Origin of the sequence: Pedobacter sp. MC2016-05, from assembly GCF_026239735.1 — a bacterium.
Classification (GTDB): Bacteria; Bacteroidota; Bacteroidia; order Sphingobacteriales; family Sphingobacteriaceae; genus Pedobacter.
Genome location: NZ_JAPIVT010000001.1, coordinates 492,646 through 515,696 on the forward strand (window position 1 = coordinate 492,646; position 23,051 = coordinate 515,696).

General features: G+C 38.1%; 20 protein-coding genes. 9 read left to right on the top strand and 11 right to left on the bottom strand.

Annotated elements, in window-relative coordinates; translation table 11 throughout:
* Positions 1 to 107: 107 nt before the first annotated feature.
* The 4 genes from OQZ33_RS02130 to OQZ33_RS02145 all read right to left on the bottom strand — a co-directional run bounded on the left by OQZ33_RS02130 (position 108) and on the right by OQZ33_RS02145 (position 3,962).
* On the bottom strand, positions 108 to 935 hold the full coding sequence (locus OQZ33_RS02130) for a type 1 glutamine amidotransferase (RefSeq protein WP_265797385.1): 828 nt from the start codon (positions 933 to 935) through the stop codon (positions 108 to 110).
* 7 nt (positions 936 to 942) lie between these two features.
* Positions 943 to 2,043 carry a carboxylate-amine ligase gene (locus OQZ33_RS02135; RefSeq protein ID WP_056850795.1) on the bottom strand — a complete coding sequence of 367 codons (1,101 nt, stop codon included), beginning with the start codon at positions 2,041 to 2,043 and terminating at the stop codon, positions 943 to 945.
* Between the two features lie 29 nt (positions 2,044 to 2,072).
* On the bottom strand, positions 2,073 to 3,176 hold the full coding sequence (locus tag OQZ33_RS02140; RefSeq protein ID WP_265797386.1) for a hypothetical protein: 1,104 nt from the start codon (positions 3,174 to 3,176) through the stop codon (positions 2,073 to 2,075).
* Positions 3,177 to 3,254: 78 nt separating this feature from the next.
* Positions 3,255 to 3,962 (bottom strand): esterase family protein, encoded by a 708-nt coding sequence (locus OQZ33_RS02145; RefSeq protein ID WP_265797388.1) that lies wholly within the window; start codon positions 3,960 to 3,962, stop codon positions 3,255 to 3,257.
* Positions 3,963 to 4,130: 168 nt separating this feature from the next.
* On the opposite strand from OQZ33_RS02145, the gene OQZ33_RS02150 reads away from it, so the two are divergent.
* The gene (locus tag OQZ33_RS02150) at positions 4,131 to 4,940 is read left to right on the top strand and encodes an alpha/beta hydrolase (protein WP_265797389.1); all 810 of its coding nucleotides are present in this window, start codon (positions 4,131 to 4,133) and stop codon (positions 4,938 to 4,940) included.
* A 4-nt stretch (positions 4,941 to 4,944) separates the two neighbouring features.
* Here OQZ33_RS02150 and OQZ33_RS02155 read toward each other — a convergent pair whose 3' ends face one another.
* Complete coding sequence (locus tag OQZ33_RS02155) at positions 4,945 to 5,622, bottom strand: TIGR02117 family protein (RefSeq protein ID WP_265797390.1); 678 nt, start codon at positions 5,620 to 5,622, stop codon at positions 4,945 to 4,947.
* Between the two features lie 117 nt (positions 5,623 to 5,739).
* Here OQZ33_RS02155 and OQZ33_RS02160 point away from each other — a divergent pair, with 117 nt between their 5' ends.
* From OQZ33_RS02160 to OQZ33_RS02185, 6 genes are all read left to right on the top strand, one after another.
* A complete protein-coding gene (locus tag OQZ33_RS02160) occupies positions 5,740 to 6,189 on the top strand; it encodes a VOC family protein (protein WP_265797391.1) in 450 nt (149 codons plus the stop codon).
* Positions 6,190 to 6,444: 255 nt separating this feature from the next.
* A complete protein-coding gene (gene typA / locus OQZ33_RS02165) occupies positions 6,445 to 8,241 on the top strand; it encodes a translational GTPase TypA (RefSeq protein WP_056850801.1) in 1,797 nt (598 codons plus the stop codon).
* Positions 8,242 to 8,551: 310 nt separating this feature from the next.
* Positions 8,552 to 9,541, top strand: coding sequence for a lysophospholipid acyltransferase family protein (locus OQZ33_RS02170; RefSeq protein WP_265797392.1), 990 nt, complete (start codon positions 8,552 to 8,554; stop codon positions 9,539 to 9,541).
* A 79-nt stretch (positions 9,542 to 9,620) separates the two neighbouring features.
* On the top strand, positions 9,621 to 10,538 hold the full coding sequence (locus tag OQZ33_RS02175) for a lysophospholipid acyltransferase family protein (RefSeq protein ID WP_265797393.1): 918 nt from the start codon (positions 9,621 to 9,623) through the stop codon (positions 10,536 to 10,538).
* A gap of 31 nt (positions 10,539 to 10,569) precedes the next feature.
* Positions 10,570 to 11,754 carry a serine hydrolase domain-containing protein gene (locus OQZ33_RS02180; RefSeq protein ID WP_265797394.1) on the top strand — a complete coding sequence of 395 codons (1,185 nt, stop codon included), beginning with the start codon at positions 10,570 to 10,572 and terminating at the stop codon, positions 11,752 to 11,754.
* 126 nt (positions 11,755 to 11,880) lie between these two features.
* Positions 11,881 to 12,924 carry a hypothetical protein gene (locus tag OQZ33_RS02185; RefSeq protein ID WP_265797395.1) on the top strand — a complete coding sequence of 348 codons (1,044 nt, stop codon included), beginning with the start codon at positions 11,881 to 11,883 and terminating at the stop codon, positions 12,922 to 12,924.
* Positions 12,925 to 12,987: 63 nt separating this feature from the next.
* On the opposite strand, the gene OQZ33_RS02190 is transcribed toward OQZ33_RS02185, so the two are convergent.
* The 5 genes from OQZ33_RS02190 to OQZ33_RS02210 all read right to left on the bottom strand — a co-directional run bounded on the left by OQZ33_RS02190 (position 12,988) and on the right by OQZ33_RS02210 (position 17,438).
* Positions 12,988 to 13,548: a type 1 glutamine amidotransferase domain-containing protein gene (locus tag OQZ33_RS02190; protein WP_265797396.1), complete on the bottom strand. Its 561-nt coding sequence runs from the start codon at positions 13,546 to 13,548 to the stop codon at positions 12,988 to 12,990.
* 71 nt (positions 13,549 to 13,619) lie between these two features.
* Positions 13,620 to 14,312: a hypothetical protein gene (locus OQZ33_RS02195; protein ID WP_265797397.1), complete on the bottom strand. Its 693-nt coding sequence runs from the start codon at positions 14,310 to 14,312 to the stop codon at positions 13,620 to 13,622.
* Between the two features lie 3 nt (positions 14,313 to 14,315).
* Positions 14,316 to 15,062: a glycosyltransferase family 2 protein gene (locus tag OQZ33_RS02200; protein WP_265797398.1), complete on the bottom strand. Its 747-nt coding sequence runs from the start codon at positions 15,060 to 15,062 to the stop codon at positions 14,316 to 14,318.
* A 2-nt stretch (positions 15,063 to 15,064) separates the two neighbouring features.
* Entirely contained in the window at positions 15,065 to 16,156 is a 1,092-nt protein-coding gene (locus tag OQZ33_RS02205) for a PDDEXK nuclease domain-containing protein (RefSeq protein WP_265797399.1), read from the bottom strand.
* A gap of 1 nt (position 16,157) precedes the next feature.
* On the bottom strand, positions 16,158 to 17,438 hold the full coding sequence (locus OQZ33_RS02210; RefSeq protein WP_265797400.1) for a glycosyltransferase: 1,281 nt from the start codon (positions 17,436 to 17,438) through the stop codon (positions 16,158 to 16,160).
* A 74-nt stretch (positions 17,439 to 17,512) separates the two neighbouring features.
* Between OQZ33_RS02210 and OQZ33_RS02215 the strand changes: the two genes are divergently transcribed.
* Both OQZ33_RS02215 and OQZ33_RS02220 read left to right on the top strand, forming a co-directional pair.
* Positions 17,513 to 20,701: a S41 family peptidase gene (locus OQZ33_RS02215; RefSeq protein WP_265797401.1), complete on the top strand. Its 3,189-nt coding sequence runs from the start codon at positions 17,513 to 17,515 to the stop codon at positions 20,699 to 20,701.
* A gap of 138 nt (positions 20,702 to 20,839) precedes the next feature.
* The gene (locus tag OQZ33_RS02220; protein ID WP_265797402.1) at positions 20,840 to 21,592 is read left to right on the top strand and encodes a class I SAM-dependent methyltransferase; all 753 of its coding nucleotides are present in this window, start codon (positions 20,840 to 20,842) and stop codon (positions 21,590 to 21,592) included.
* Here the strand turns inward: OQZ33_RS02220 and OQZ33_RS02225 are convergent.
* Positions 21,587 to 23,038 carry an alpha-L-fucosidase gene (locus tag OQZ33_RS02225; protein ID WP_265797403.1) on the bottom strand — a complete coding sequence of 484 codons (1,452 nt, stop codon included), beginning with the start codon at positions 23,036 to 23,038 and terminating at the stop codon, positions 21,587 to 21,589. The two genes, OQZ33_RS02220 and OQZ33_RS02225, sit on opposite strands and share 6 nt — an antisense overlap.
* Between the last annotated feature and the right edge of the window lie 13 nt (positions 23,039 to 23,051).

Genomic DNA, 23,051 nt, shown 5'->3' on the forward strand with positions numbered 1-23,051 from the left:
ATAATATCATCATTGCGAGGTACTAAGCAATCTATTTAGAAGAGAGGTTGCCTCGTACCTCGAAATGACCACAGATTACCTGTCTTAGCCCCGTTAGGGGTTCGGAGCTACGCCTCCTGCAGATTCCCAATCGCTTTTTTTAGGAAATTAGGAAGGATAATGCTTTGGGTTAATACAATTCTGGCAGGATCATCAAGGCTGTTAAGCATGTCCAAATATTTCGGCTCACCATGTAGATCGATGATCGCTTTCTTCTTTTCATCTTGTAGCAAGTACATTTTCATTCCAACAGGGTCTGCCTCAGGGTGAAATTGAGTACCGATAATTTCATCAGAAAAGCGGATTGACATCATGCATCTTTCCAAATCTACGTGTTTACGTTCTTTCTCTATGGCCAGCAGTTTAGCACCTTTAGCCTCAAAAGCAGCGAAATCTGGCTCTATTACCTGCCAATCTCTACTGTCGACTGAGAAAAAAGGATTCGTGATGCCACTGAAAATTTCATCTTGTTCGCCATCTTCAGTTAAAGTAATGGGGAAAATTCCGAAAGCATTCGATCGCCTTTCCGTTACATTTCCTAAGCAGAACTTCCTACAAGCCAGTTGGAAAGAATGACAAATTAAAAAAGCATATTTTTTCTGTTCGTCGTTCGATGCGTTAAAAGCTTCAATATGATCTAATAGGTTAAAAAAATCGTTTTCCCATTTTTCACCCTTACTTTCAATTGGGCTACCCGGACCACCGCTCGATATGTAGGCATCGTATCCAATACCTGGTATTTCACCTTTCTGTCTTAAATCGAAAATATCAAAAGAAAGGTTAATGTTGTTGTCGTTTCTGAATCGGGATAAAATTTCCTGAATACCCCGCATACCTTGATTAGGTGCGCCGTTATTCATGTCAATAACGGCGACCTTTAACTCTCTTTTATCCATTTTAAAATTACTTTGCGCCTATAAGTGTTTGAGTAGTAATATAGTCTACCACCGATTCAAAGTTACCGGTTTGTTGGTAAACTGCCAACTGTCTGTCTGCACCTGTGCCATGCTCAAGTATTTTATGAACGTATTCCAAATCGTTTCTGCAACCTAAATCGTCCACCACATCATCAACAAAATCAAGTAACTCAAGCACGAGGTTGCGGCAGTTTACCTCCATTTCTTTACCAAAGTCGATTAAATTTCCGTCGATTCCATAACGGGCAGCACGCCATTTGTTTTCGTTAATTAAGGCTCTGGAATAGCTGATAAATTCCATGTTTTGCAAACGAAGTTTATACAGTTTGGCACATAAAGCCTGAAATAATGCCGTAAAAGCCATTGTTTCATCAATCAACATCGGACAATCGCAAATGCGAAATTCAACTGTATCAAAGAAAGGATGTACGCGGATGTCCCACCAAATTTTCTTGGCGTTATCCATGCAATTGGTTTTAATCAGGAGCTTTACGTAGTTATCATAATCTTCAATGCTATTGAAAATATCAGGAATACCTGTTCGTGGAAACTTATCAAAGATCTTCGTTCTAAAAGATTTGTAGCCTGTATTCCTAGATTCCCAAAAAGGAGAATTTGTTGACAGAGCAAATACGTGAGGCAGGAAATACCTGACCTGATTTGCAATATGAATAGCGAGCTCGCGAGATTGAAAACCGACGTGAACGTGTAAGCCAAAAATTAGATTGGAGCGAGCTGCTTCCTGCAGCTCATTTACAATTTCATTATAACGAGGATGTTCTGTGATTAATTGTTTTTCCCAGTGGGAAAATGGGTGAGTACCAGCTGCGCCGATTCTTAAACCCTGCTCGCCGGCAAGCTGAGAAACCGTGTATCTCAATTGAGAAATTTCTTTACGGGCTTCTTCCGTTGTTTTGCAAATGCCTGTTCCAACCTCGACCACAGCCTGGTGCATTTCTGCCTTAACCTGGTCTTTATGTATTTTTTGGGCGGCTTCTACGATTTTTTGGTCATGCGAGGTAAGTTCCCTGGTAACGGGATCAACTACCATGTATTCTTCCTCTATGCCCAGCGTAAATTCGTTCATCCTAGTAATATTTGGTTATATAATCCCGGTTATTTTATTGGTTTTTTCTTAGCCACAGGTTTTGCTTCGGTTTTAGGCTCAGCTTTTGGTTTGGCAGGCGCTTTTTCAGCTTTTACTTTCTCTATTTTTGCTGCCGGTGCCTCTGCTTTTGGCACCACAGGTTTAGCAGCTGCTTTTGCCATTAATGGTTTTCCAGCAACAGAAGTTTTAATGTATTCGCCCCAGGTTAAATTATCCTGACCAGGTTTTTGCGCTTTTGCTCTTTCGATTGCATAATTAGCAGTGGTTTCTACTACCCAATCAAAGTTTTCCTGTCCAACACTTTTGATGTCAGCATCAGGTGCTGGGTTGCAAAAATCGATAGCGATAGGCACACCATCACGTACCGCAAATTCTACTGTATTAAAATCGTAACCTAAATATTGGCACAATTTCAATGTGTATTCTTCTACGGTTTTTAACAATTTTGGATCTGGTTTTTTTCCATCAACAGCATATCGCAAATGTTGTGGGTTGCGAGGTTCGTACTGCATGATGCGAACATGTTTTCCGCCGATGCAATAACATCTGAAATACTCATCGAAAATGATTTCTTCTTGCAAAAGCATCACCAATTGCTCAGTTCCACTGTGTTTATCAAAGAAATCTTCTTTATCATGTAATTTATAAACATCTCTCCATCCGCCTCCATCATATGGTTTCATGTATGCCGGGAAACCTACGTAATCGAAAATCGCATCCCAGTTTAAAGGCATCGTTAGGTTTGAGAAAGATTCGCCAGTTGTCCCGGTAGGGTGTTGACGTGATGGAATCAAAGCTGTTTTAGGAACCGGAACTCCGATTTGTTCAGCCAATGCGTTATTGAAGAATTTCTCGTCGGCACTCCACCAGAATGGATTATTAATTACTGCGGTACCGGTAATGGCTGCGTTTTTTAACGAAGCCCTATAAAAAGGAACATCCTGGGAAATGCGGTCGATAATTACTGCATAATCCAGCGGAGTATTTTGCAGTATTTTTTCTATTTTAACAGGTTCGGCACTAATGCCGTTTTCTGCTTTTTGGTTAATTCTCTCTACAACGGCTTCAGGAAAAGAGCGTTCCTGGCCAAATAAAATCCCTATTTTTTTCATTGGTACTTTTTATGTTTAGGTGTATAATCAGTATAACTGATTAATTGTTTTTATCGCTAAATTGTTTGACTGCCGCAGTTATAATTGCGCAATATAATTGGGAAACATTTCTCTCCAAATTGGCCAGTCATGGTCGGCATTCTGGCGGATATCAAGCCAATGATTGATGCCTTTCTGTGCAAGTATGCCCGATAACCTTTCGTTGTCTGGCCGGCACATATCTCTATCCGTAGTACCTAAAACAATTTTCATGTAATGAAGTTCAGGATTGCTGTTGTTCATCAAATTATCAACCGGATTGTTGAAATAAACATCATCATTATAAAATCCGTCTAATTGGCCACTGATATCAAATGCGCCACTCATGCTAAACATGTGGCTCACCAGCCAGGGATGTCTGAAAGCAAAATTGGCCGCATGGTATCCACCAAAACTACAGCCAGCAGTAATGATCTTGCTGTGCCCGGTTTCATGTCTGGCTAAAGGTGCAACTTCCTCCAGTAGATACTTGTCGTACCAAATGTGATTTTTTACTCTGTCTGCAGGATGGATGCTTTTGTTGTACCAGCTTAATTTATCAATGCCATCAGGACAATAGATCTTAATTTTTCCTTCATTGATAAAACCCTCAACAGAATCTATCAATTTGAAGTCTTTGTTTTCGAAATATCGCCCCATACTTGTTGGGAACAGTAGAATAGGGATACCACTGTGACCAAAGATGAGCATGTCGATTTCAGCACTTAAATTTGGGCTGTACCACTTTTTATGTTCTTCTTTAATCATATATAAAATTGAATGTTTTAAGATAGAAATTTAATTCAACAAAAAGAATGTAATCGTTTTAAAATAAAGGATTTTGTAAAAATTGGCCGCCTTTAATTGATAGTTTATCAAGATTTGTACCTTTGTACTTTTATCAAACTGTGTCAATCGATTGGGGGTTAGAATATCATGTACACAACAATTTTATCAGTAAAAGTTAATACCAGTAGTTTTAAGATACCATCTGCTTTTTTGAAGCGGGAGGTTGAAATAGATATATATGCACCTGAAGGCATTTTGGGCAATGAGAAAATAGAACTCCTTTTGCTAAACGATGGGCAAGATGTAGCCAAGATGGAATTCAGTAGAATTTTGCAAGAAGCACATCACAATAAAAGAAATCATAGGTTAATTGTTGTTGCCATTAAGGCATCTACCGAACGATTAATGGAGTATGGAGTTGCAGGCGTTCCTGATTTTAAAGGCCGCGGAGCCAAAGCGGATTTGTATACCGACTTTGTGATTAAGGAGCTTTTGCCTTTTGTGAAAAAGAAAATTGCCATGCCTATTACCGGAAGAGTTGGTTTTGCCGGTTTTTCTTTAGGTGGTTTGTCAGCTTTTGATATTGCGTGGAATAACCCATCGGTTTTTGATGTAATAGGTGTTTTTTCGGGAGCTTTTTGGTGGAGAAAGAAAGATTTGACCGAAGGCTATACAGATGCAGATCGAATAATGCACTCACTTATTGATTCTACATCTACAAAACCTGATATGAAATTCTGGTTAATGACTGGAACTGAAGATGAAAAAGCAGATCGGAACAAAAACTTAATCATCGATTCTATTGATGATACCATTGATGTAGTAAAATCTCTTTTAAGGAAAGGTTATAAGCGGCCTGAAAATATATTTTACTATGAAAAAGTTGGCGGCAAACATGATGTTGCTACCTGGGAAAGCGTGATGCGTGCCTTTTTAGACTGGGCTTTTGAAGTTTAATAAGCTACTGATATTTATTGAGAATTGGGGTGTCGAAAATTGTCCATAGGCAGGCCTTTTGGTCGCAGCTTTTTAATGCGCTATTCGCCCAGGTGTTGCAGGTTTTAAAAATGCTATAACTGCCTTTCGCTTTATAAAAAGCGTCGGTCTCATCATAGTGGATTTCCGGACCAATGTTTATGAAGTTCCCCTTGTCATCGGTAAGGAAGCTAGCAGTAATGTAGTTGATTAACTGCTGATACTGTTTGTTGCTGATGATAATCTTTTTACAATGCTGATCCTCAACAGGAGTATGATAGTAGCTGGTATGCATTGCTGAAGTACTTAAGCCTGTAATTGCACGCAAGCCGGTGCTCAGTTTAAGATCTGAAAATTCAGGGGTTTCCAGATAAAACTTTTCATCGCCCCAGCCAAAAGAGAGGTAATTGTAGGTGCTGTCTGCATGCACAGTGTGATTGTATTTAATTTCTTTCGTCCAATCTCTTAGCAAATGCGTTGCTGGTACGGCAATATCAGTATGAATTCCATTGCTTATGATATAGATGGCAATGCCATTGCTTGGTACCGACTTCCCGTTTACCGTAATCCGCGAGAGTATAAAAGCAGCAAGGAAATAAAAGGCTATAAGCGATAGAAATACCACTGTTAGCCTTGCTGCGTAGGTTAAAAATCTTTTGTTCATTACTGTTAATGCCAGAAATCATTCTTCGGTAACCCATAATTCTTATATCGATATTTCTTATAGGCACATCAACAAAGGTGATTTTCAATAGCTTTTATAAAGCCATACCTTCAACACATGATTAAAGGACTATTTGAGACGCATATTTATGTAGAAAACTTAGAAATATCTATCGATTTCTACAGTAATGTTTTAGGACTCACTCAATGCCATTACGAGCCAGAGCGCAAAATTGCTTTTTTCTGGGTAGGTAAACCCAAAGAAGCGATGTTGGGCATTTGGGAAAAACCAAAAGAAGAAATTGACATCCGTCATTTTGCATTCACATGTGATGTTGATGATGTACTGGAAAAATCGGTACATTTTTTAAAAACGAGAGGATTGCAGCCTTATAATTTCCTTAAGTCTAACGATAGCCAACCGATGGTTTTTGCATGGATGCCCGCTATCGCGGTTTATTTCAATGATCCTGATGGCCATGCTTTGGAATTTATTGCGATTTTAAAAGGTGATGCTAAACCGGAATTAGGGGTGATTTCTTTTACAGAATGGTTGAGCGCTCAGTAAGGCTGATTGTACTTTCCTTTAAAAACATCAATAGTTTGAATAGGGTTGCGATTTAAACCCAATGGCAACGGCGCTCCGGATTTTGATGAGGACTATAGTGTACAGCGGGCTGATGCAAACCTAAGTGCTACATCATTGGCTTTTCTATTTAGAGATGAGATAATTACAACATTATCATAGCATTAAATAGTGGCTCGTATAGTAGATTTCCCATTTTTAAACACTATCTTTGCGCCAAATTTATAGGCGCATTTTATGCAAAAGATTAGAAATATAGCTATTATAGCTCACGTTGACCACGGTAAAACCACTTTGGTTGATAAAATTTTACACTCTTGTTCTGTTTTTCGTGATAACGAACAAAAAGGAGAATTGATATTAGATAACAACGATTTAGAGCGTGAACGTGGGATCACTATCGTATCTAAAAACGTATCAGTACAATATAAAGACGTAAAAATTAACATTATCGATACACCTGGTCACGCGGATTTCGGCGGTGAGGTAGAGCGTGTATTAAAAATGGCTGATGGTGTACTTTTACTTTGCGATGCTTTTGAAGGTGCAATGCCTCAAACGCGTTTCGTCACGCAAAAGGCTTTGGCGTTAGGTTTAAAACCAATCGTGGTGGTAAACAAAGTGGATAAAGAAAACTGTCGCCCGGAAGAGGTTTATGAGCAAATTTTCGAATTGTTCTTTAACCTTGAGGCAACTGAAGATCAATTAGATTTTCCGGTAATTTATGGTTCATCTAAACAAGGATGGATGAGTACTGACTGGCAGAAACCAACTACAGATATTTTCGCATTGTTAGATGCAGTTGTGGCTAACATTCCACCTGCACCGATTAACGATGGAACTTTACAAATGCAAATTACTTCGTTAGATTATTCGTCTTTCGTAGGTCGTATTGCAATCGGTCGTGTTCACCGTGGGACTATTAAAGAAAACCAACCAGTTACTTTAATTAAACGTGATGGCAAAATTGTTAAAACAAGAGTTAAAGAACTTTATACTTTCGAAGGTTTAGGAAAAATCCGTACTCAGGAAGTTAGTTCTGGTGATATTTGTGCAGTTGTAGGTATTGATGGTTTTGATATTGGTGACACAATCGCTGATTTCGAGGCGCCAGAGCAATTACCAGTAATTAGCATTGATGAGCCAACAATGAACATGTTGTTCACCATCAATAACTCTCCTTTCTTCGGTAAAGAAGGTAAATTAGTTACTTCTCAACGTATCAAAGATCGTTTGATGAAAGAAATGGAGAAAAACTTGGCATTAAAAGTTGTTGAAACTGAAGGTGCTGATTCATGGTTAGTTTATGGTCGTGGTATTCTTCACTTATCTGTATTAATCGAAACGATGCGTCGTGAAGGTTATGAATTACAGGTTGGTCAGCCACAGGTTATCGTTAAAGAAATTGATGGTAAAAAACATGAGCCGGTTGAGACATTAATTGTTGATGTTCCTGGTGATGTTGCTGGTAAAGTAATCGAATTGGTAACTCAGCGTAAAGGTGAATTGTTAATTATGGAGCCAAAAGGCGATTTACAACACTTAGAATTCGAAATCCCGTCTCGTGGTATTATCGGTTTACGTAACAACGTATTAACGGCTACTGCTGGTGAGGCGATTATGGCACACCGTTTCAAAGCTTACGAGCCTTGGAAAGGTGCAATTCCAGGTCGTTTGAATGGAGTATTAATCTCTATGGATAAGGGTACAACTACCGCTTATTCTATTGATAAATTACAGGATAGAGGTCGTTTCTTTGTAGATCCAGGAACTGATATTTACGAAGGACAGATTTTGGGTGAGCACATTCGCGATAACGATTTGGTGATCAACATCGTTAAAGGAAAAGCATTAACCAATATGCGTGCTTCTGGTACAGATGATAATGCTCGTATTGCACCTGCGATTAAATTCTCTTTAGAAGAATCTATGGAGTATATCCAGGCTGATGAGTACATCGAAGTTACGCCGCAAAGCATGCGTTTGCGTAAAATCCTCCTAACAGAGCAACAACGTAAAAATAACGGTAGATAGTTCGCTAACGCTATTATAAAATCAAAAGCCTCGATGTAAATCGGGGCTTTTTAATTTTGAGGGGTTTTTGTTGTTCAACATGGAGGTAAGGATTCAAACCATTGCTCTTGGTTTCCCTTTCCTCGAGGAGCGGGATGACTACGATTTTGCGAAAGCACAAACTTAAAGAGAGTGAGTTTTTTGATTTAAGAAAACCTAAGCTGATACTCATAAGATTTCCTATCAGGAAATCCTCATAAATTAATCAATCGATTGATTTTCTGTCAGCTATTTTTCATAAAACTTTTAAGAATAAAAAACTAACATTTCCATGGCAGATGGATTTCATTGTCCTTTTAATTTTGCTGGCATTACCAAACTAATCAATCCCTTTATGATTAATAAGAGCCTATCCTTTCTGGGGATATTTTTATTAAACGCACTTTCTCTTTTACCACTATTTCTACTGTATAGATTAGCTGATGCTTTTTATGTATTGATTTTTTACGTTGTTAAGTATCGTAGAAAAGTGGTGAATGAGAATTTATACAATGCTTTCCCAGAAAAAAGCGCATTGGAACTTAAAGCCATAGAAAAGAAATATTACAAGTTTTTATCCTCGCTATTTATTGAGATCATCAAAATGAAAAGCATCTCAAAGAAGGAGCTTAGTAAACGGGTAAAATTTAAAAATGCTGATTTAGTCGAGGCTTACCTTCAGAATAATGAAAGCGTACTGTTTTGCTCGTCGCACTATGGCAATTATGAATGGGTGTGTATGGCAATCGGTTTAAATTTTTCGGGTCAACACTATCCCATTTACAAGCCGCTAAGCAGCGGAAGTTTCGACCGTTGGTTTTTAACCATGCGAAGTAGATTTGGTAATAAAATGGTAGCCATGCGTCAAACTTTGAGAGCCATTCAGGCTAGTAAAAATTCAGCCAGTATGTTCACTTTTGGAAGTGATCAAGCGCCCGCAAAAGACGAATCAATCTATTGGACCCACTTTTTACATCAAGAAACTTCTGTTCAGTTGGGCATAGAAAAAATTGCCAAGAAAACAAATAGACCAGTATTTTATTTAAAAATCAACTATTTGAAAAGAGGCTACTACGAAGTGGATTGTGTTCCTATCTGCTTACATCCCAATAAAACTAAAGAATTTGAAATCACAGAAATGCATACTCGTGTACTGGAAGAAATGATCGAGGAAGAGCCGGCTTATTGGTTGTGGAGCCACCGTAGATGGAAATATAAACCACAGCCTAAGCCAGTTAGTTTATTAGAGAATGAGGGAGGCATTTCTGCTAGTTTGGCTTAGGCTTTCAATGAGAATGACAAACACATAAATCTTTTTGAGTTTTTATCGTGTTTTCAGTTTTTGAATTAATTAATCTGATATGATTAAAAAGGGCATTTCCCATTTGGGAATATTTTTTTTAGGCGTATTATCGTTGCTGCCATTACCCATCTTGTATACACTAGCTGATATGAGCTATGTGCTAATTTACCGCGTTTTCGGTTACCGTAAAAAAGTAGTTAGAACTAACTTAACCCGTGCCTTTCCAGATAAAACATTAATCGAAATCCAGCATATTGAGAAACGTTTTTTCAAATACCTGTCTACACTTATTTTCGAAATTGTTAAGATGGGTAGTATTTCGAAAAAAGAGATCGAAAAACGATTCATTTTCAGAAATAAGAAAGTCGTACAAGCCTATCTTGATCGAGGCGAAAGCATTCTAGTATGTTCAGCACATTATGGTAATTGGGAGTGGGGCACTTTAGGAATAGGTTTAAATTTCTATGCAGATCATTATCCTATTTACAAGCCTTTAAGCAACAAAACCTTCGATAAGTGGTTTAAAAAAGTGCGTAGTCAATTTGGAAATAAGTTAGTACCAATGCGCCAAACCATGCGGGCGCTTGCAGCCAGCAAAGGTACCGCCAGTATCTTCAGTTTTGGAAATGACCAAGCGCCATCAAAAGATGAATCGCATTATTGGACAAGCTTTTTGCACCAGCAAGCCTCTATTCAGCTTGGTATCGAAAAAATTGCGCGGAAGACCAATCAACCAATTTTTTATTTCAAGGTTAGGGTTTTAAAACGGGGCTATTATGAGGTAGATTGTGTGCCGCTTTGCTTAAATCCAGCAACGACAAAAGAATTCGAAATTACAGAATTACACACCCGTTTTCTGGAAGAAATTATCCGGGAGGAGCCTGCTCATTGGCTATGGAGTCACCGCCGGTGGAAATATAAACCAAAAAAGAAAGCGGCTAGTTTTTCACATAAAGAATATCGGCAACAAGCATAATCTTTTATATTTGTCTCTGGAATCTATATTGATGAAAATCTTCAAAAGGGCATTATTTTACTTCTTCCTTACTGTACTTCTTATTTTCGCAGGTTTATTTATCTGGCATCCATATTTAATGCGGGTTTTGTGGTATCGTACGCCCGATGCCAATACTTACAAGGCTTTTCCACAAGAAATCGTACATAAAAGCGATTCGGTGTTTCGTTTCTTTTCTGCTTCGAAAATGAGAAATGATCTTGATACTTTGAAAGTTCGTGATGGCAATAAACAGTTTGTTTCTTTTGCTGATTATTTCCAGAATGGGAAATTAAAAGCCTTTATCGTCATTCGGAATGATAGCATTCTCTATCAGAAATATGCTGCGGGTTATAGTGAAAGCACTTTAACTTCTATATTTTCTGGCGCTAAAAGTATGGTTTCTGTTTTGCTTGGTGTGGCTTTGGCCAATGGCGATATCAAAAGTTTAAACGATAAGGTTACCGATTATCTTCCGGAGTTAAAATCCAATCAGGCATTTGATCATATCACCGTTAAAAACCTATTGCATATGAAATCGGGATTGGAGTTTCAGGATGCATTTGGTGGTGTTCTGAAAGCATTTTTTTCTGACGAAGCCAAATATTATTATACCCACGATATGAAAGCTGAACTGATGAAAGTGAAGCTGGTAAATAAACCTGGTACCGTTTGGAAATACAAAAGTATTGACCCCATGTTATTGGGCTGGATTTTGGAAAGGGCAACGGGTAAATCTGTAGCTCAGTTTTTTGAAGAAAATATCTGGCGAAAAATAGGAGCTGAATACGATGCCTCTTTCGGATTAGATCACATTAACGGTTTAGCCAACACTGCAAGCAGATTTCAGGTTACCGCTATCGATTTAGCTAAAATTGGTCGACTGTACCTTAACTACGGAAAATATAATAATAGTCAGATTCTTCCAGAAGAATGGGTGAAACAATCCATTAGTATAGGCGCTGAGCAACCGGCATCGGCAAAAGGCTGGCAGAAATCTGCTCATCATTATTTGTGGTGGGTTCCGCAAACGGGCGAAAATGGAGATTATGCGGCTGAAGGGATGTTGGGGCAGCGACTTTATATCGATCCTAAAACGAATACCATTATTGTTCAGTTTGCTGCGGGTGGTGCTGGCGATTATCCATATCGGAAAATAAGCAGGTATTTAGCTGGATTGACTTTCAGTTACCCTTAGAATTATTTAACCGCAAAGGGTACAATGTTTTTCGCAAAGAAACACGAGGTTTGCATATAGCTCTGCGTTATCTGCGCTTGCTTTAAATTCTTTGCGTTTAATTTTAAAATCCTACATTGCTTTTCAATGGAAAACGAAGACGTAAAAATCCTGAAAAAGAAACCGATTTTTCCGGTTACGCATGCATTGCAAAAGTACCTTCGTACTTATCAGCGTGAAGCTAAATTGCCTATTGGCTACAATGATTTGATGCAGTTTAATGAGGCTTTTCCGTTAATGGATAAATTTGGTAAAGACTCCCTTTGGGAGGGACCGATTTATGCTCAAGATCTTATCGAAACCTTGCATAACGGTTTAAAAGAGATATATGCCAACCTCAAAGCTTCTGGAAATCTTCGTATCGTTGAACATAAATACATTGATAAGATTGAGTACTGCACTTTTGGCAACACACATCCTTTCCGGATCAGGATCGTTAATCGCTTAAATGACGTTTACGATTATTTTTATATTAAAAAAGCAGATGCTTCGCGAATTTATGGTCTTGAAATGGAGGAAATTCTTTCTCCAAACCAGGTGAATTATTTAGTTGATGGCGATACTCTGGTAGAGGAGCACATTGCAGGCATCCCCGGTGATGTTTTTACCAAAGGACAATTATATACCCCGGAATTCAATCCGACGCGAATTGCAAAAGAATTTGTAAAATTTAATGAGCGTTGTTTAATTATGCTGCTGGGCGATATGCGGGCGTACAATTTTGTAGTTCAAATTACTCCTGACTTTGATGATATTCAATTTCGCATTCGGGCAATCGACTTTGACCAGCAATTTTACGAAGGAAATCTGAAGGTTTACCTGCCGCAGTTTTTTAAGGAAAATTTGCCTTATGTTAAAATGAGTATGGAGCAGCTGACCGAAAAAACCGTACTTCAATATCAGCAGGAAGAACGTTCTTCCATTGTACACCGCGTACGCAGTGAGCGTCACCGGTTAACCGATTTGCGTGATGTTTCGAACAAGGAAGAGTTAACTACGCCAGAAAATATTGCCATTTTGAAACAAAGCATGAGCGAATATTTTAAGGACACGAACTATTTAAGGTGCAAAAACATGACGGATATTATTGAATTGAATATCAAAAATATCATCCGGCAGGTTAAGTTATAAATAAAACGGTTGACAAATTGCCAACCGTTTTTTGAGTGAATCTAGAAAGAGCGTCCAAAACATTTAGGCGTGTTGCCCTTCGTGTACGCCTTCGGCAAATTCCTCTACAATTTTATCGTTGAATGCAGGCAAATCTTTCGGGGTTCTACTGGTCACCAAACCTTGGTCTACAACCACTTCCTCGTCGCTCCAAAGTGCTCCAGCGTTTATTAAATCCTGCGAAATATTTTTAACTGATGTTAATTTTCTGCCTTCCACAACATCAGCATTAATTAATGTTTGTGGACCATGGCAGATGGCTGCAACAGGTTTTCCAGCTGCAAAAAATGATTTCACGAAAGCAATTGCATCTTCATTTACACGCAATTCATCTGGATTAATTACACCACCTGGTAAAAGCAGGCCATTGTAATCATCAGCATTTGCCTCCGAGATCGTTTTATCTACATCGACTTCTATCGACCAGTGATCCTGATCCCATGCTTTAATTTTTCCACTTTTAGAGGAGATGATGTGAACGGTTGCCCCCTCTTCTTTTAACCTTTTTACTGGCTCGGTTAATTCAACTTCTTCAAATCCGCTTTCTGAAAGTACAGCTATTGTGCGGTTACTTAATTGTCCCATAATCTTTCTGTTTTTAATAGGTGATGTATTAAATACAGCTTTATGGGAATTTTTGTTTTTTGAATTTATGATTAACCTTTAATTTCTAAGGTTGTTACGGCATCCAAATCGTGATAGAAAAATACTTCATAAATAACTCGGCTAACGATTGTTTTTATAAAAATCGAATCTTTAAATTGCACTAAAGGATATTTGTACCGAAGGTATTTCTTAGATTTATTTTTCCTGAATCCAATCTGCTTTAAATTGACAATCTCTGATTTATCTACGCTAAGATAATCACGAAGCTTCGAAAATGGAGTTAACTTTATCCTTAAATAACTATTTTTAATAGAGAAATCCAAATAGAGATTTGCCGATTCTTTTAAGCGGAAAGTGAAACCTTTGACCCGTTTTTCAACCAGGTCGAAAATGACATCGTCAAATTCTTGTCCATCATTAAAATATTTAGGTTTGTGTTTATGTAACTTGTCGAGTTTTTTATCAATTTGTGCAAGCATAAATATCCTATAGTCATTAGATTCACTTAGATCGGCTTGTGTTAAGAAAAATTCGATTTGACTACTTAGTCTCTTTTTTTCATCCGCCAGTGGGTCTATTAATGATTTTAGTAATCTTGTTTGATTTTCGATTTTAAAAAGAACCTTAGAATGTAACCCAGCAGACTTATAATCATAATCAATAAGATCTTCCTTAATTAATGAATCTAGTAATGCTTTTTCCTCTTCATAATAATTGAGGAGCTCTTTAAGTTCTTCATTCATATGCTAATCATTCGTTCTTCTATGCTTAAGAAAATAAAAAGCCAAATTACCTGCAATAATCAAGTGATTAAAAATATTTGGGATTAACCCATAATATTTGGTGAAGATCTTAAACCGCTCTTTCAAGCTTTCACGGTGTTTCTTCTTACTCATTCCGCCAACCAAATATTTGGCCACATAGCGATGAACATTCACAATGCTTGAAGCTTTTTTGGCAGCCTTAATAATCCAATCGATATCTGAACTGTATTTGTAAGCTAAATCATAGGGGGCTATAATGTTCCGGCGAATATAAATAGCCTGATGGCTGATGTTCATTCCATATTTAAAGCTCGTCCAGTCGAATTTTTCCGGTGCCTCATGCCTTCGTCGTCCCAGGCTTTCCCAATTATCATTATACATTTCCGTTTCACCATAATAAATATCAGCACCTATGGCCGAAGCAAAAACATCCTCTACAGTTTGCTCATCATATATTTGATCGCCCGAATTCATAAACAAAACATAATCTCCTGTAGCCAAGGCCAGTCCTTTATTCATCGCATCATAAATCCCTTTGTCAGGTTCAGAAACGATTTTGGAAATATTGCTTTTGTATTTTTCAATAATTGCTAATGTGCCGTCTGTAGATTTACCATCGATAATAATGTATTCTATTTGTGTATAGGTTTGATTAAGCACAGAGTTGATTGTTCGCTCAATATCCCGGACATTATTGTATACGATGGTGATGACAGTTAGTTTTGGCATTGTTAGTCCATTAATTTTTTAAGGGTTTCAACATCTGGCAAAACGCCTTTGTATGCTGCCGGTAAAACATGACTGGTTTTATAGGTAGAAACACCCATTGCCTTATTAAAATCTCTAAAAGAAAACTCTACAATCTTATTTTTCTTTTCTTTACAGAGAATAATTCCAATTGATGGTTGTTCGTGAGGTTGCTTTACATATTCATCTAAAGCTGATAAATAAAAATTCATTTTGCCCATATATTCTGGCTTAAATTTGCCGGTTTTCAGCTCAAAGACCACCAAACATTGTAAACGCCGATTAAAAAATAGAAGGTCTAAAAAGTATTCTTCATCTTCTATAATTAACCGATATTGATTGCCAATAAAAGCAAAGTCTGATCCCAATGACATTAAGAATTTCTTGATATTTTGAACGATTTCGCTTTCTAAAACCCGTTCATCTTTCTCATCATTATCTTCGATATTAATGAAATCTAATAGGTACTCATCTTTAAATGATTGCAAGGCTTTTTGCCTAGCTTCATCATTGGTAATTGTTTTTAAGAAATTATTGGGTAAGCTGCCAGTTTTTTGAAAAGTTTGGTTGTTTAAATGATTTTTCAATGTGCTTAGACTCCAAAATTCTGAGGCTGTTTTTTGAATATAAAAGATTCTCTCCTCTATTTTTTGAGTGCCTTGTATGATTTCTAAATGGTGTGAAAAACTTAGCCCAAAAAATGATTTTTCTAATTGGGCCGACACTGTTGGTCTAAATTTAATCTCCTCTAAATCAATAATTTGTAATTTGGCCGACACTGTCGGTCTAATTACAGTTTGTTCTTGCCACGACTCAAAAAAGAGTCTCATTCGTTTCATGTTGGTTGCGGAAAAACCTCTTAAACCTGGCAACTCAACTTGTAAATCAGCTGATAGATTTTCGATAACTTTTGCACCCCATTTTTCCTCTTCAATTTTTTGGGAAATAAATTTACCTACCGCAAAATAAAGGGATAGAAGTTCTTTATTAACAAGAGCCGCTGCCCTGTAACGACTCTGCAGAATTGCCGATTTCAAGGCCTTAATATTATCAAGATGGCTTTCAGCGAGTTCCATATTATTTCGGCTGTAAATTGATCAGGGTTTCATACAAGTGAATGTGTTCAGCTGCAATTACCTCTTCAGAGAAATCAGATAATATGCTTAACCTTGCAGCCTTTTGTATCTCTTCTTTATTTGGGCGATGATACAACCACTCGATGCCATTGGCTAAATCTTCTGCATTTTCATATTCGGCCAGGTATCCGTTTTGCATGTGCTTTACCATATCTGGGATGCCGCCTGTAGTAAAAGCGATTACTGGCGTGGCACAGGCCAAACTTTCCATCACCGTATTGGGTAAATTATCTTCCAAAGATGGCGTGATGAAAGCATCAGCGGCTGAATAACATTTGGCCAAATGATCATCTTTATTAATGGTGCCAAGGAAAGTCGTTTTGAATGGGAACTCAGGCATTTCTGCGTTCTCCTTATTTCCAAAAATAACAAGTTCGATATTTGATTTTTGAATGCCTGTGCGCCGGGATAAAATTTCGAGCCCCTCGATTAAATAAGGCGTTCCTTTATGTTTGTCGTTTTTTGAGGGCATAAAACCACTCATTAATACAAATTTATCAGGGTTAATTTTCAATATTTTTTTTGCCTCCGATTTTACATAAGGCTTGAACACATTCGTTTCGATGGTGTTCGGTATCACTGAAGTTTTCCGGGTACCCAACAAGCTGCTAAACTTTACAGATTTTGCCATCCAGTTGCTGGGCGCTATAATATGGAAGTTTAATTCGCCGTAAGCTTTCTGTTTGCGCAACCAGGTTTTATGAGAGATATCATTATCGCCACTTATCTTCAAAATAGGGCAGTTTCCGCATTGCTGATGAAAATTTTCACAGCCATACCTTACATGGCAACCGCCTGTAAAAGCATTGCTGTCGTGAAAAGTCCAAACGATTGGTTTTTCCAATTCATCAAGCTCTGCTAAAAACTTAGGCGTAAGAAAACCGTGGTTTATCCAATGCAAATGAATAATATCTGCATTTTTAACATCAGGATGGTTTTTAATAGATTTACCAAACCACTGCAAACTAAAAGGGGTTTTAACCGATTTACTTAACCATTTTGCATAATATCTCTCTGATAAGATGTTATAAACGGCCATCGCTTTCTGAATCGGTGTTTTGCTGAAGGTATCAATTTTTGGATTCTGCCCAAACTTATAGTAAACCAAAACCTTTGAATCAATTCCGCTGGCTTTTAGTGCATCGCTTAAGCGTAAACAGGCTCTGCCAGCTCCGCCATTCCCGTCATAAGTATTTAGGTGTACAACTTTCAAATCAATCAAAAATACATTTTATTGTTTACGAATGTAAAATCTGTTGTGTAATTTCATCCAACCAAAGCCAAACTAACAAAATCATGATCAAATCCCTATTAAAATCGCTCACAGCAATGGCGTTTTTGTTGCCTTGTCATTCATTTGCTCAAAATCAAACGTATTTTGCATCTTATCCAGCTTTAACGCCCGATGCGCAAACCATAGTATTCAGTTATGATGGCGACATTTGGAAAGTGCCGGTAAAAGGTGGGGTTGCCGACCGGATTACAGCCATGCAAGGAGAGGAGATCAATCCAAAAGTTTCTCCTGATGGGAAATGGCTGGCATTTTCTTCCAACCAATTTGGAAATAATGATGTTTATTTGATGCCAATAAATGGGGGCGAGATTAAACAAATTACCTTTAATGATGCATCTGATGAAGTGGATAACTGGAGTTGGGATTCAAAAACAATCTACTTCACTTCAGGTAGATACAATTCTTTTTCCAGCTATAAGGTTGGTATTAATGGCGGTACGGCAACACGTTTATTCAATAACTATTTCAATACTACGCACCATATTGCAGAGTCGCCTACGGGAGAATTGTTTTTTAATGATACCTGGGAAAGTATGCGATTTCCTAACCGCAAGCATTATAAAGGCGCTTACAATCCTGATATTCAATCTTACAATCCTAAAACCAAAACTTATAAGCGCTATACCGATTACATCGGAAAAGATTTTTGGACCAGCATTGATCGGACAGGCAACGTATTTTTCGTATCTGATGAAGGTAATGAAGAATATAATCTTTACACCTTTATTGGCGGACAGAAAACAGGCTTAACAAAATTCGAAACTTCTATTAAGCGTCCATTTGTTGCTGCAAACGGAACGATTGTAGTCTTTGAGAAAGATTATCAGCTCTACACCTATGATGTTGCTGCTAAGAAAACAGAAAAAGTAAGCATCAGTACATCAAGAAATCAGGTATTGAGTAAAGAGCAAGAATATGATGTGCGGGCAAACATTTCTGCTTTTGATGCCTCAACAGATGGAAAAAAAATCGCCTTTATTTCTCGCGGTGAAGTTTTTGTAAGTGATGTTGATGGCAAGTTCGTTAGGAAAATTACCAATAGCGGCGAAAGGGCTATGGAATGTAAGTGGCTTGCTGATAATAAAACTATTCTTTTTAGTCAAACAGCAAATGGTTTTCAAAACTGGTTTACCATTACCGGCGATGGAAAAGGGACGATTAAACAACTTACAAAAGATAAAGCGAACAATAGAGATATCACCCTAAATAAAGCCAAAACGATGGCGGTTTACTTAAGTGGGAGAAACGAGTTGAGGTTAATGGACTTGAAAACTTTTGATAGCAAAACCCTTGTAACCGATGAGTTTTGGGCTTTTCAAAATTCAGCGCCAAGTTTTTCTCCAAATGATGAATATCTTTTATTTACCGTCTATCGAAATTTTGAGCAGGATATCGTAGTTCATCACTTAAAAAACAATAAGACAATCAACCTCACCAATACTGGCGTAACAGAAACCGGCCCGTCATGGTCGCCAGATGGCAAATACATTTTCTTCACCAGTGCCCGCACAAAACCCTCTTATCCAACAGGAATGTCGAATGCGCACATTTACCGAATGGCTTTGAACAATTACGATGAGCCTTACCGTTCGGATAAATTTGATGATTTATTTAAGGAAACCAAACCTGCCGAGGTTAAGCCAGCAATTGTTGAAACGAAAACCAAAAAAGGAAAGGCAGATACCGCTAAAAAGAAAACTGAAGTAAAGCCAACGCCTAAACCCGCGGCTGTGATTACCATCAATACGCAAGATATTTTGGACAGAATTGAACTGGTTGGTCCTGCTTTTGGAGGTCAGTTTGGTACAGATGCTTATGCTAAGGGCGATAAAACCTACGTTTTTTATTCATCGAATCATGAGGGTGGCGCACCTGGTATTTACAGAACAACTATTGAACCTTTTGAAGCGAATAAAACGGAAAAAGTTGCAGATGGGGGTGATTATTCAATGGTTCAAGCCGGAGATAAGTTTTTTGTGCTTTCCAGAGGCGTGATCAATAAATATACTTTAGAAGGGAATAAGCTTGATAAGATCGATCATGGCTATAAATTTACAAGGAACCTAAATGCTGAATTTAACCAGATGTTTTACGAAACCTGGGTGGGTTTGGATGAAAATTTCTATGATGAAAAATTTCATGGTGTGGATTGGGAGAAGATGAAAAACCGTTATGCGGCCTATCTTCCCTATGTAAATAACCGCAGCGATTTAAGGATTTTACTGAACGATATGCTCGGAGAATTGAATTCATCGCACATGGGCTTTAACAGTGCAGGTGCCGAGGAGAGAAAGAATTTAACTTATACCACTAACGAAACCGGGATTATTTTCGACAATGACAACCCTTTGAAAGTAGAGCGGGTTGCAGCAAAAAGCAATGCTGCACGTACAGGAACCAATATTTTACCAGGAGATATTTTAACAGAGGTAAATGGCGTTAAGGTGGATGAAAATATTGATCGAGATTACTACTTCAGCAAGCCATCATTAGATAAAGAGATGACTTTGACCTTTGATAGAAAAGGCAAACAGATTTATGTAAACATCCATCCTGAAAGTGCCGGAATTTTACGTGGGAATCTTTACGATGAGTGGATCTCGAACAACCGTAAGAATGTAGATAAATGGGGGAATAATCGCATTGCCTATTCTTATATGAAAAATATGGGAGGTGGTGAATTGGAAACTTTCCTTTTGGATATGGTCGCTCAGGAAGAAAACAAAGATGCCATCATTTTAGATTTACGTTATAATACAGGGGGGAATGTGCATGATGAAGTGTTGAAGTTTCTTTCTCAACGTCCGTATTTGCAGTGGAAGTACCGCGGTGGTAAATTGGCACCGCAAAGTAACTTCGGTCCGGCAGCAAAACCTATTGTACTGCTGATAAATGAACAATCGCTAAGCGATGCAGAAATGACTGCTGCTGGCTTCAAGCAATTGAAATTGGGTAAAATCATTGGAACCGAAACCTACCGTTGGATTATTTTTACTTCAGCTAAAAGTTTGGTCGATGGATCATCTTACCGTTTACCTTCATGGGGATGTTATACGATGGATGGCAAGAACCTCGAAAGCGAAGGTGTTAAGCCAGATATCTTCGTAAAAAACACCTTCGAAGATCGATTGGCTGACAAAGATCCGCAGTTGGAAAAAGCTGTTGCGGAGATTTTGAAAGATTTGAAGTAAGCTAGCTGTGAGTTACTGGATTGTTTTTTGGTTTAAATACCTTGGCAATTAAACGGTCCAGTACCTCACATTTTATTAATTTACCTTTCCAATCACTTTTCTTTTCCGTTTCTTTGGCCTTTGGAATTATTTTAAAATATGGCGAATTTATTAACCGACAGAAATTTTTGGGTAAATTATTGGGAAAGTAAAAAAGGACTTGCAGTCCAAATTCCAGCAAATTATGTATTCCATCGCCAGCTCGGAGAAATTGTTGCTCAAAATAATGTTAAAACAGCTATTGAACTTGGCGGGTTTCCAGGTTATTATGCCGTTTTTTTGAAGAAATATCTTAAGCTGGAGGTAACGCTGTTGGATTATTTTATTCATCCGCCAGTGGTAGTCGATTTGTTGGAAAAAAATGGCTTGAAAGAAAAAGATATTCATATTATAGAAACCGACTTATTCAATTATCACCCAGATCAGCAATATGATTTAGTTTTAAGTTGTGGTTTAATTGAGCATTTTAACGATACTGCTGATATTATAAACCGCCATATTGCCTTCGTAAAGCCAGGTGGAACACTTTTCATCACTCTTCCAAACTTTAAAGCGGTAAATGGCTGGTTCCAAAAAAACTTCGATAAAGAAAATTACGATAAACATAACATCGATAGCATGAACCCTGAATTTCTAAAATCCATTTGCGAAAAAGCAGGGATGAACGAAGTTAAATCAGGCTACTTTGGCAGGTTTAGTGTTTGGCTAGAAAACGAAAGTCAGAAATCTGCCGGAGTTAAGCTTTTCAAAAAAGCTGTATGGTTAACTGGTAAAGTTTTTACTAAAATTATTCCTTTTGAAAGCCAGGCCTTATCGCCCTACATTATTTTGCAGGCAAAAAAGCCTTTATAAACTTTTTTTATACAATCCGATTTCGCTCAAGGTAATACAAACCGGAGATTGAGTAATGTTGATTTTTACTTTGTTTGTGGTTACAGGCTGATCAAATTTGATTAACCTTTTCGCGCCAATACTGGTTCCATCATAAATCTTTTTCCAGCTGTTATTCTCCAATATCTCAATATTATAAGCTTCTACTCTTTGCCCAAGCGGGATATATTCTCGCAGACTTACAATATCAAATGTTTTAAGCGATTTCAAATTAATCTCCAAACTTGCAGTATGGGTATTGTCTGTTGTGGCCCAATAAGTTTCCTTATTATTATCAATCAACTTATTTACGAGATAATCTTTTCCCCGCGTATTATTGGCCGTTATGCTTGCATTTTTGGCAAAGTTATTCGCAAACGTGTTTTTAACCATTTCCCCAAACGTTTTTAGTGCTAACACATCATCATCGTGTAGCTGCCCCCGTGTGTCTGGCGCTAAGCCTAAATCCAAGCCGGCGCCTCGTCCCACGCTTTTTAGATACAGGTCGAAAAGCATTTCAGGAGTTTTTGGTTTTTCGGTAGGATGATAGAACCAGCCTTTTCGCAAAGGAACATCACATTCTGCAGGCATCCAAAATTTGCCGTTTCTTATTCCCTCCGGACTCTCAGGATAATTTGCCTGACCAGGTACTGCAACATTTTTTCCTTTCGGTGGCATGGGCGTAAAAGTAGCCCAACTGGTCTCCGCGGCATGCCCATCTTCGTTTCCCACCCACCTGATGTCAAGTCCGATATCACTAAAGATATTGGCCATAGGTTGCATTTTTCTGGTAATCGCCCAGGTGTTTGCCCAGTCATAATAGGTCGTGTTATCAATAGACCTTTTTTCTCGGGCTCCGCCATAATAACCATCACCACCATTTGCTCCGTCGTGCCAGCTCATAAATAATTCTCCGTAGTTGCCGTATAATTCTTTAAGCTGCGCTTGATAGATTGCTAAATATTTATCGGTGCCATAAAGCGGATTATTCCTGTCCCAGGGCGAGCAATAAATGCCGAATTTTAAGCGAGCTTTTCTTACCGCCTGCTCCACTTCTCTTACCAGATCTCCCTTTCCATTTCGAAACGGACTTTTAGTAATATTATAATTTGTTGTTTTGGTGGGCCATAATGCAAAACCATCGTGGTGCTTAGCTACCAGAATAATTCCTTTTAGTCCACCTGCTTTAGCTGCGGCAACAATTTGTTCAGCGTCGAAATTAGCCGGATTAAAGGTTTTTGGGTTCGCATCACCAAACCCCCATTCTTTATTCTCAAAGGTAGTAGGTGTGAAATGAATTAAGCCATACACCTCTACATCATGCCAGCCAAGCTGCCTTTTTGAAGGAAGGGCGCCATAAGGTTCTGGCGCATGTTGAGCATAGGTAGTTATTGAAAGGAATAGTAAAAGCAGGGATGTTATTCTCATATTATTAGCTTCG

Excerpts from the sequence above, each read along its gene's own strand:
- OQZ33_RS02130 (WP_265797385.1), bottom strand. The coding sequence starts at position 935 with ATGGATAAAAGAGAGTTAAAGGTCGCCGTTATTGACATGAATAACGGC.
- OQZ33_RS02135 (WP_056850795.1), bottom strand. The coding sequence starts at position 2,043 with ATGAACGAATTTACGCTGGGCATAGAGGAAGAATACATGGTAGTTGAT.
- OQZ33_RS02140 (WP_265797386.1), bottom strand. The coding sequence starts at position 3,176 with ATGAAAAAAATAGGGATTTTATTTGGCCAGGAACGCTCTTTTCCTGAA.
- OQZ33_RS02145 (WP_265797388.1), bottom strand. The coding sequence starts at position 3,962 with ATGATTAAAGAAGAACATAAAAAGTGGTACAGCCCAAATTTAAGTGCT.
- OQZ33_RS02150 (WP_265797389.1), top strand. The coding sequence starts at position 4,131 with ATGTACACAACAATTTTATCAGTAAAAGTTAATACCAGTAGTTTTAAG.
- OQZ33_RS02155 (WP_265797390.1), bottom strand. The coding sequence starts at position 5,622 with ATGAACAAAAGATTTTTAACCTACGCAGCAAGGCTAACAGTGGTATTT.
- OQZ33_RS02160 (WP_265797391.1), top strand. The coding sequence starts at position 5,740 with ATGATTAAAGGACTATTTGAGACGCATATTTATGTAGAAAACTTAGAA.
- typA (WP_056850801.1), top strand. The coding sequence starts at position 6,445 with ATGCAAAAGATTAGAAATATAGCTATTATAGCTCACGTTGACCACGGT.
- OQZ33_RS02170 (WP_265797392.1), top strand. The coding sequence starts at position 8,552 with ATGGCAGATGGATTTCATTGTCCTTTTAATTTTGCTGGCATTACCAAA.
- OQZ33_RS02175 (WP_265797393.1), top strand. The coding sequence starts at position 9,621 with ATGATTAAAAAGGGCATTTCCCATTTGGGAATATTTTTTTTAGGCGTA.
- OQZ33_RS02180 (WP_265797394.1), top strand. The coding sequence starts at position 10,570 with ATGAAAATCTTCAAAAGGGCATTATTTTACTTCTTCCTTACTGTACTT.
- OQZ33_RS02185 (WP_265797395.1), top strand. The coding sequence starts at position 11,881 with ATGGAAAACGAAGACGTAAAAATCCTGAAAAAGAAACCGATTTTTCCG.
- OQZ33_RS02190 (WP_265797396.1), bottom strand. The coding sequence starts at position 13,548 with ATGGGACAATTAAGTAACCGCACAATAGCTGTACTTTCAGAAAGCGGA.
- OQZ33_RS02195 (WP_265797397.1), bottom strand. The coding sequence starts at position 14,312 with ATGAATGAAGAACTTAAAGAGCTCCTCAATTATTATGAAGAGGAAAAA.
- OQZ33_RS02200 (WP_265797398.1), bottom strand. The coding sequence starts at position 15,062 with ATGCCAAAACTAACTGTCATCACCATCGTATACAATAATGTCCGGGAT.
- OQZ33_RS02205 (WP_265797399.1), bottom strand. The coding sequence starts at position 16,156 with ATGGAACTCGCTGAAAGCCATCTTGATAATATTAAGGCCTTGAAATCG.
- OQZ33_RS02215 (WP_265797401.1), top strand. The coding sequence starts at position 17,513 with ATGATCAAATCCCTATTAAAATCGCTCACAGCAATGGCGTTTTTGTTG.
- OQZ33_RS02220 (WP_265797402.1), top strand. The coding sequence starts at position 20,840 with ATGGCGAATTTATTAACCGACAGAAATTTTTGGGTAAATTATTGGGAA.
- OQZ33_RS02225 (WP_265797403.1), bottom strand. The coding sequence starts at position 23,038 with ATGAGAATAACATCCCTGCTTTTACTATTCCTTTCAATAACTACCTAT.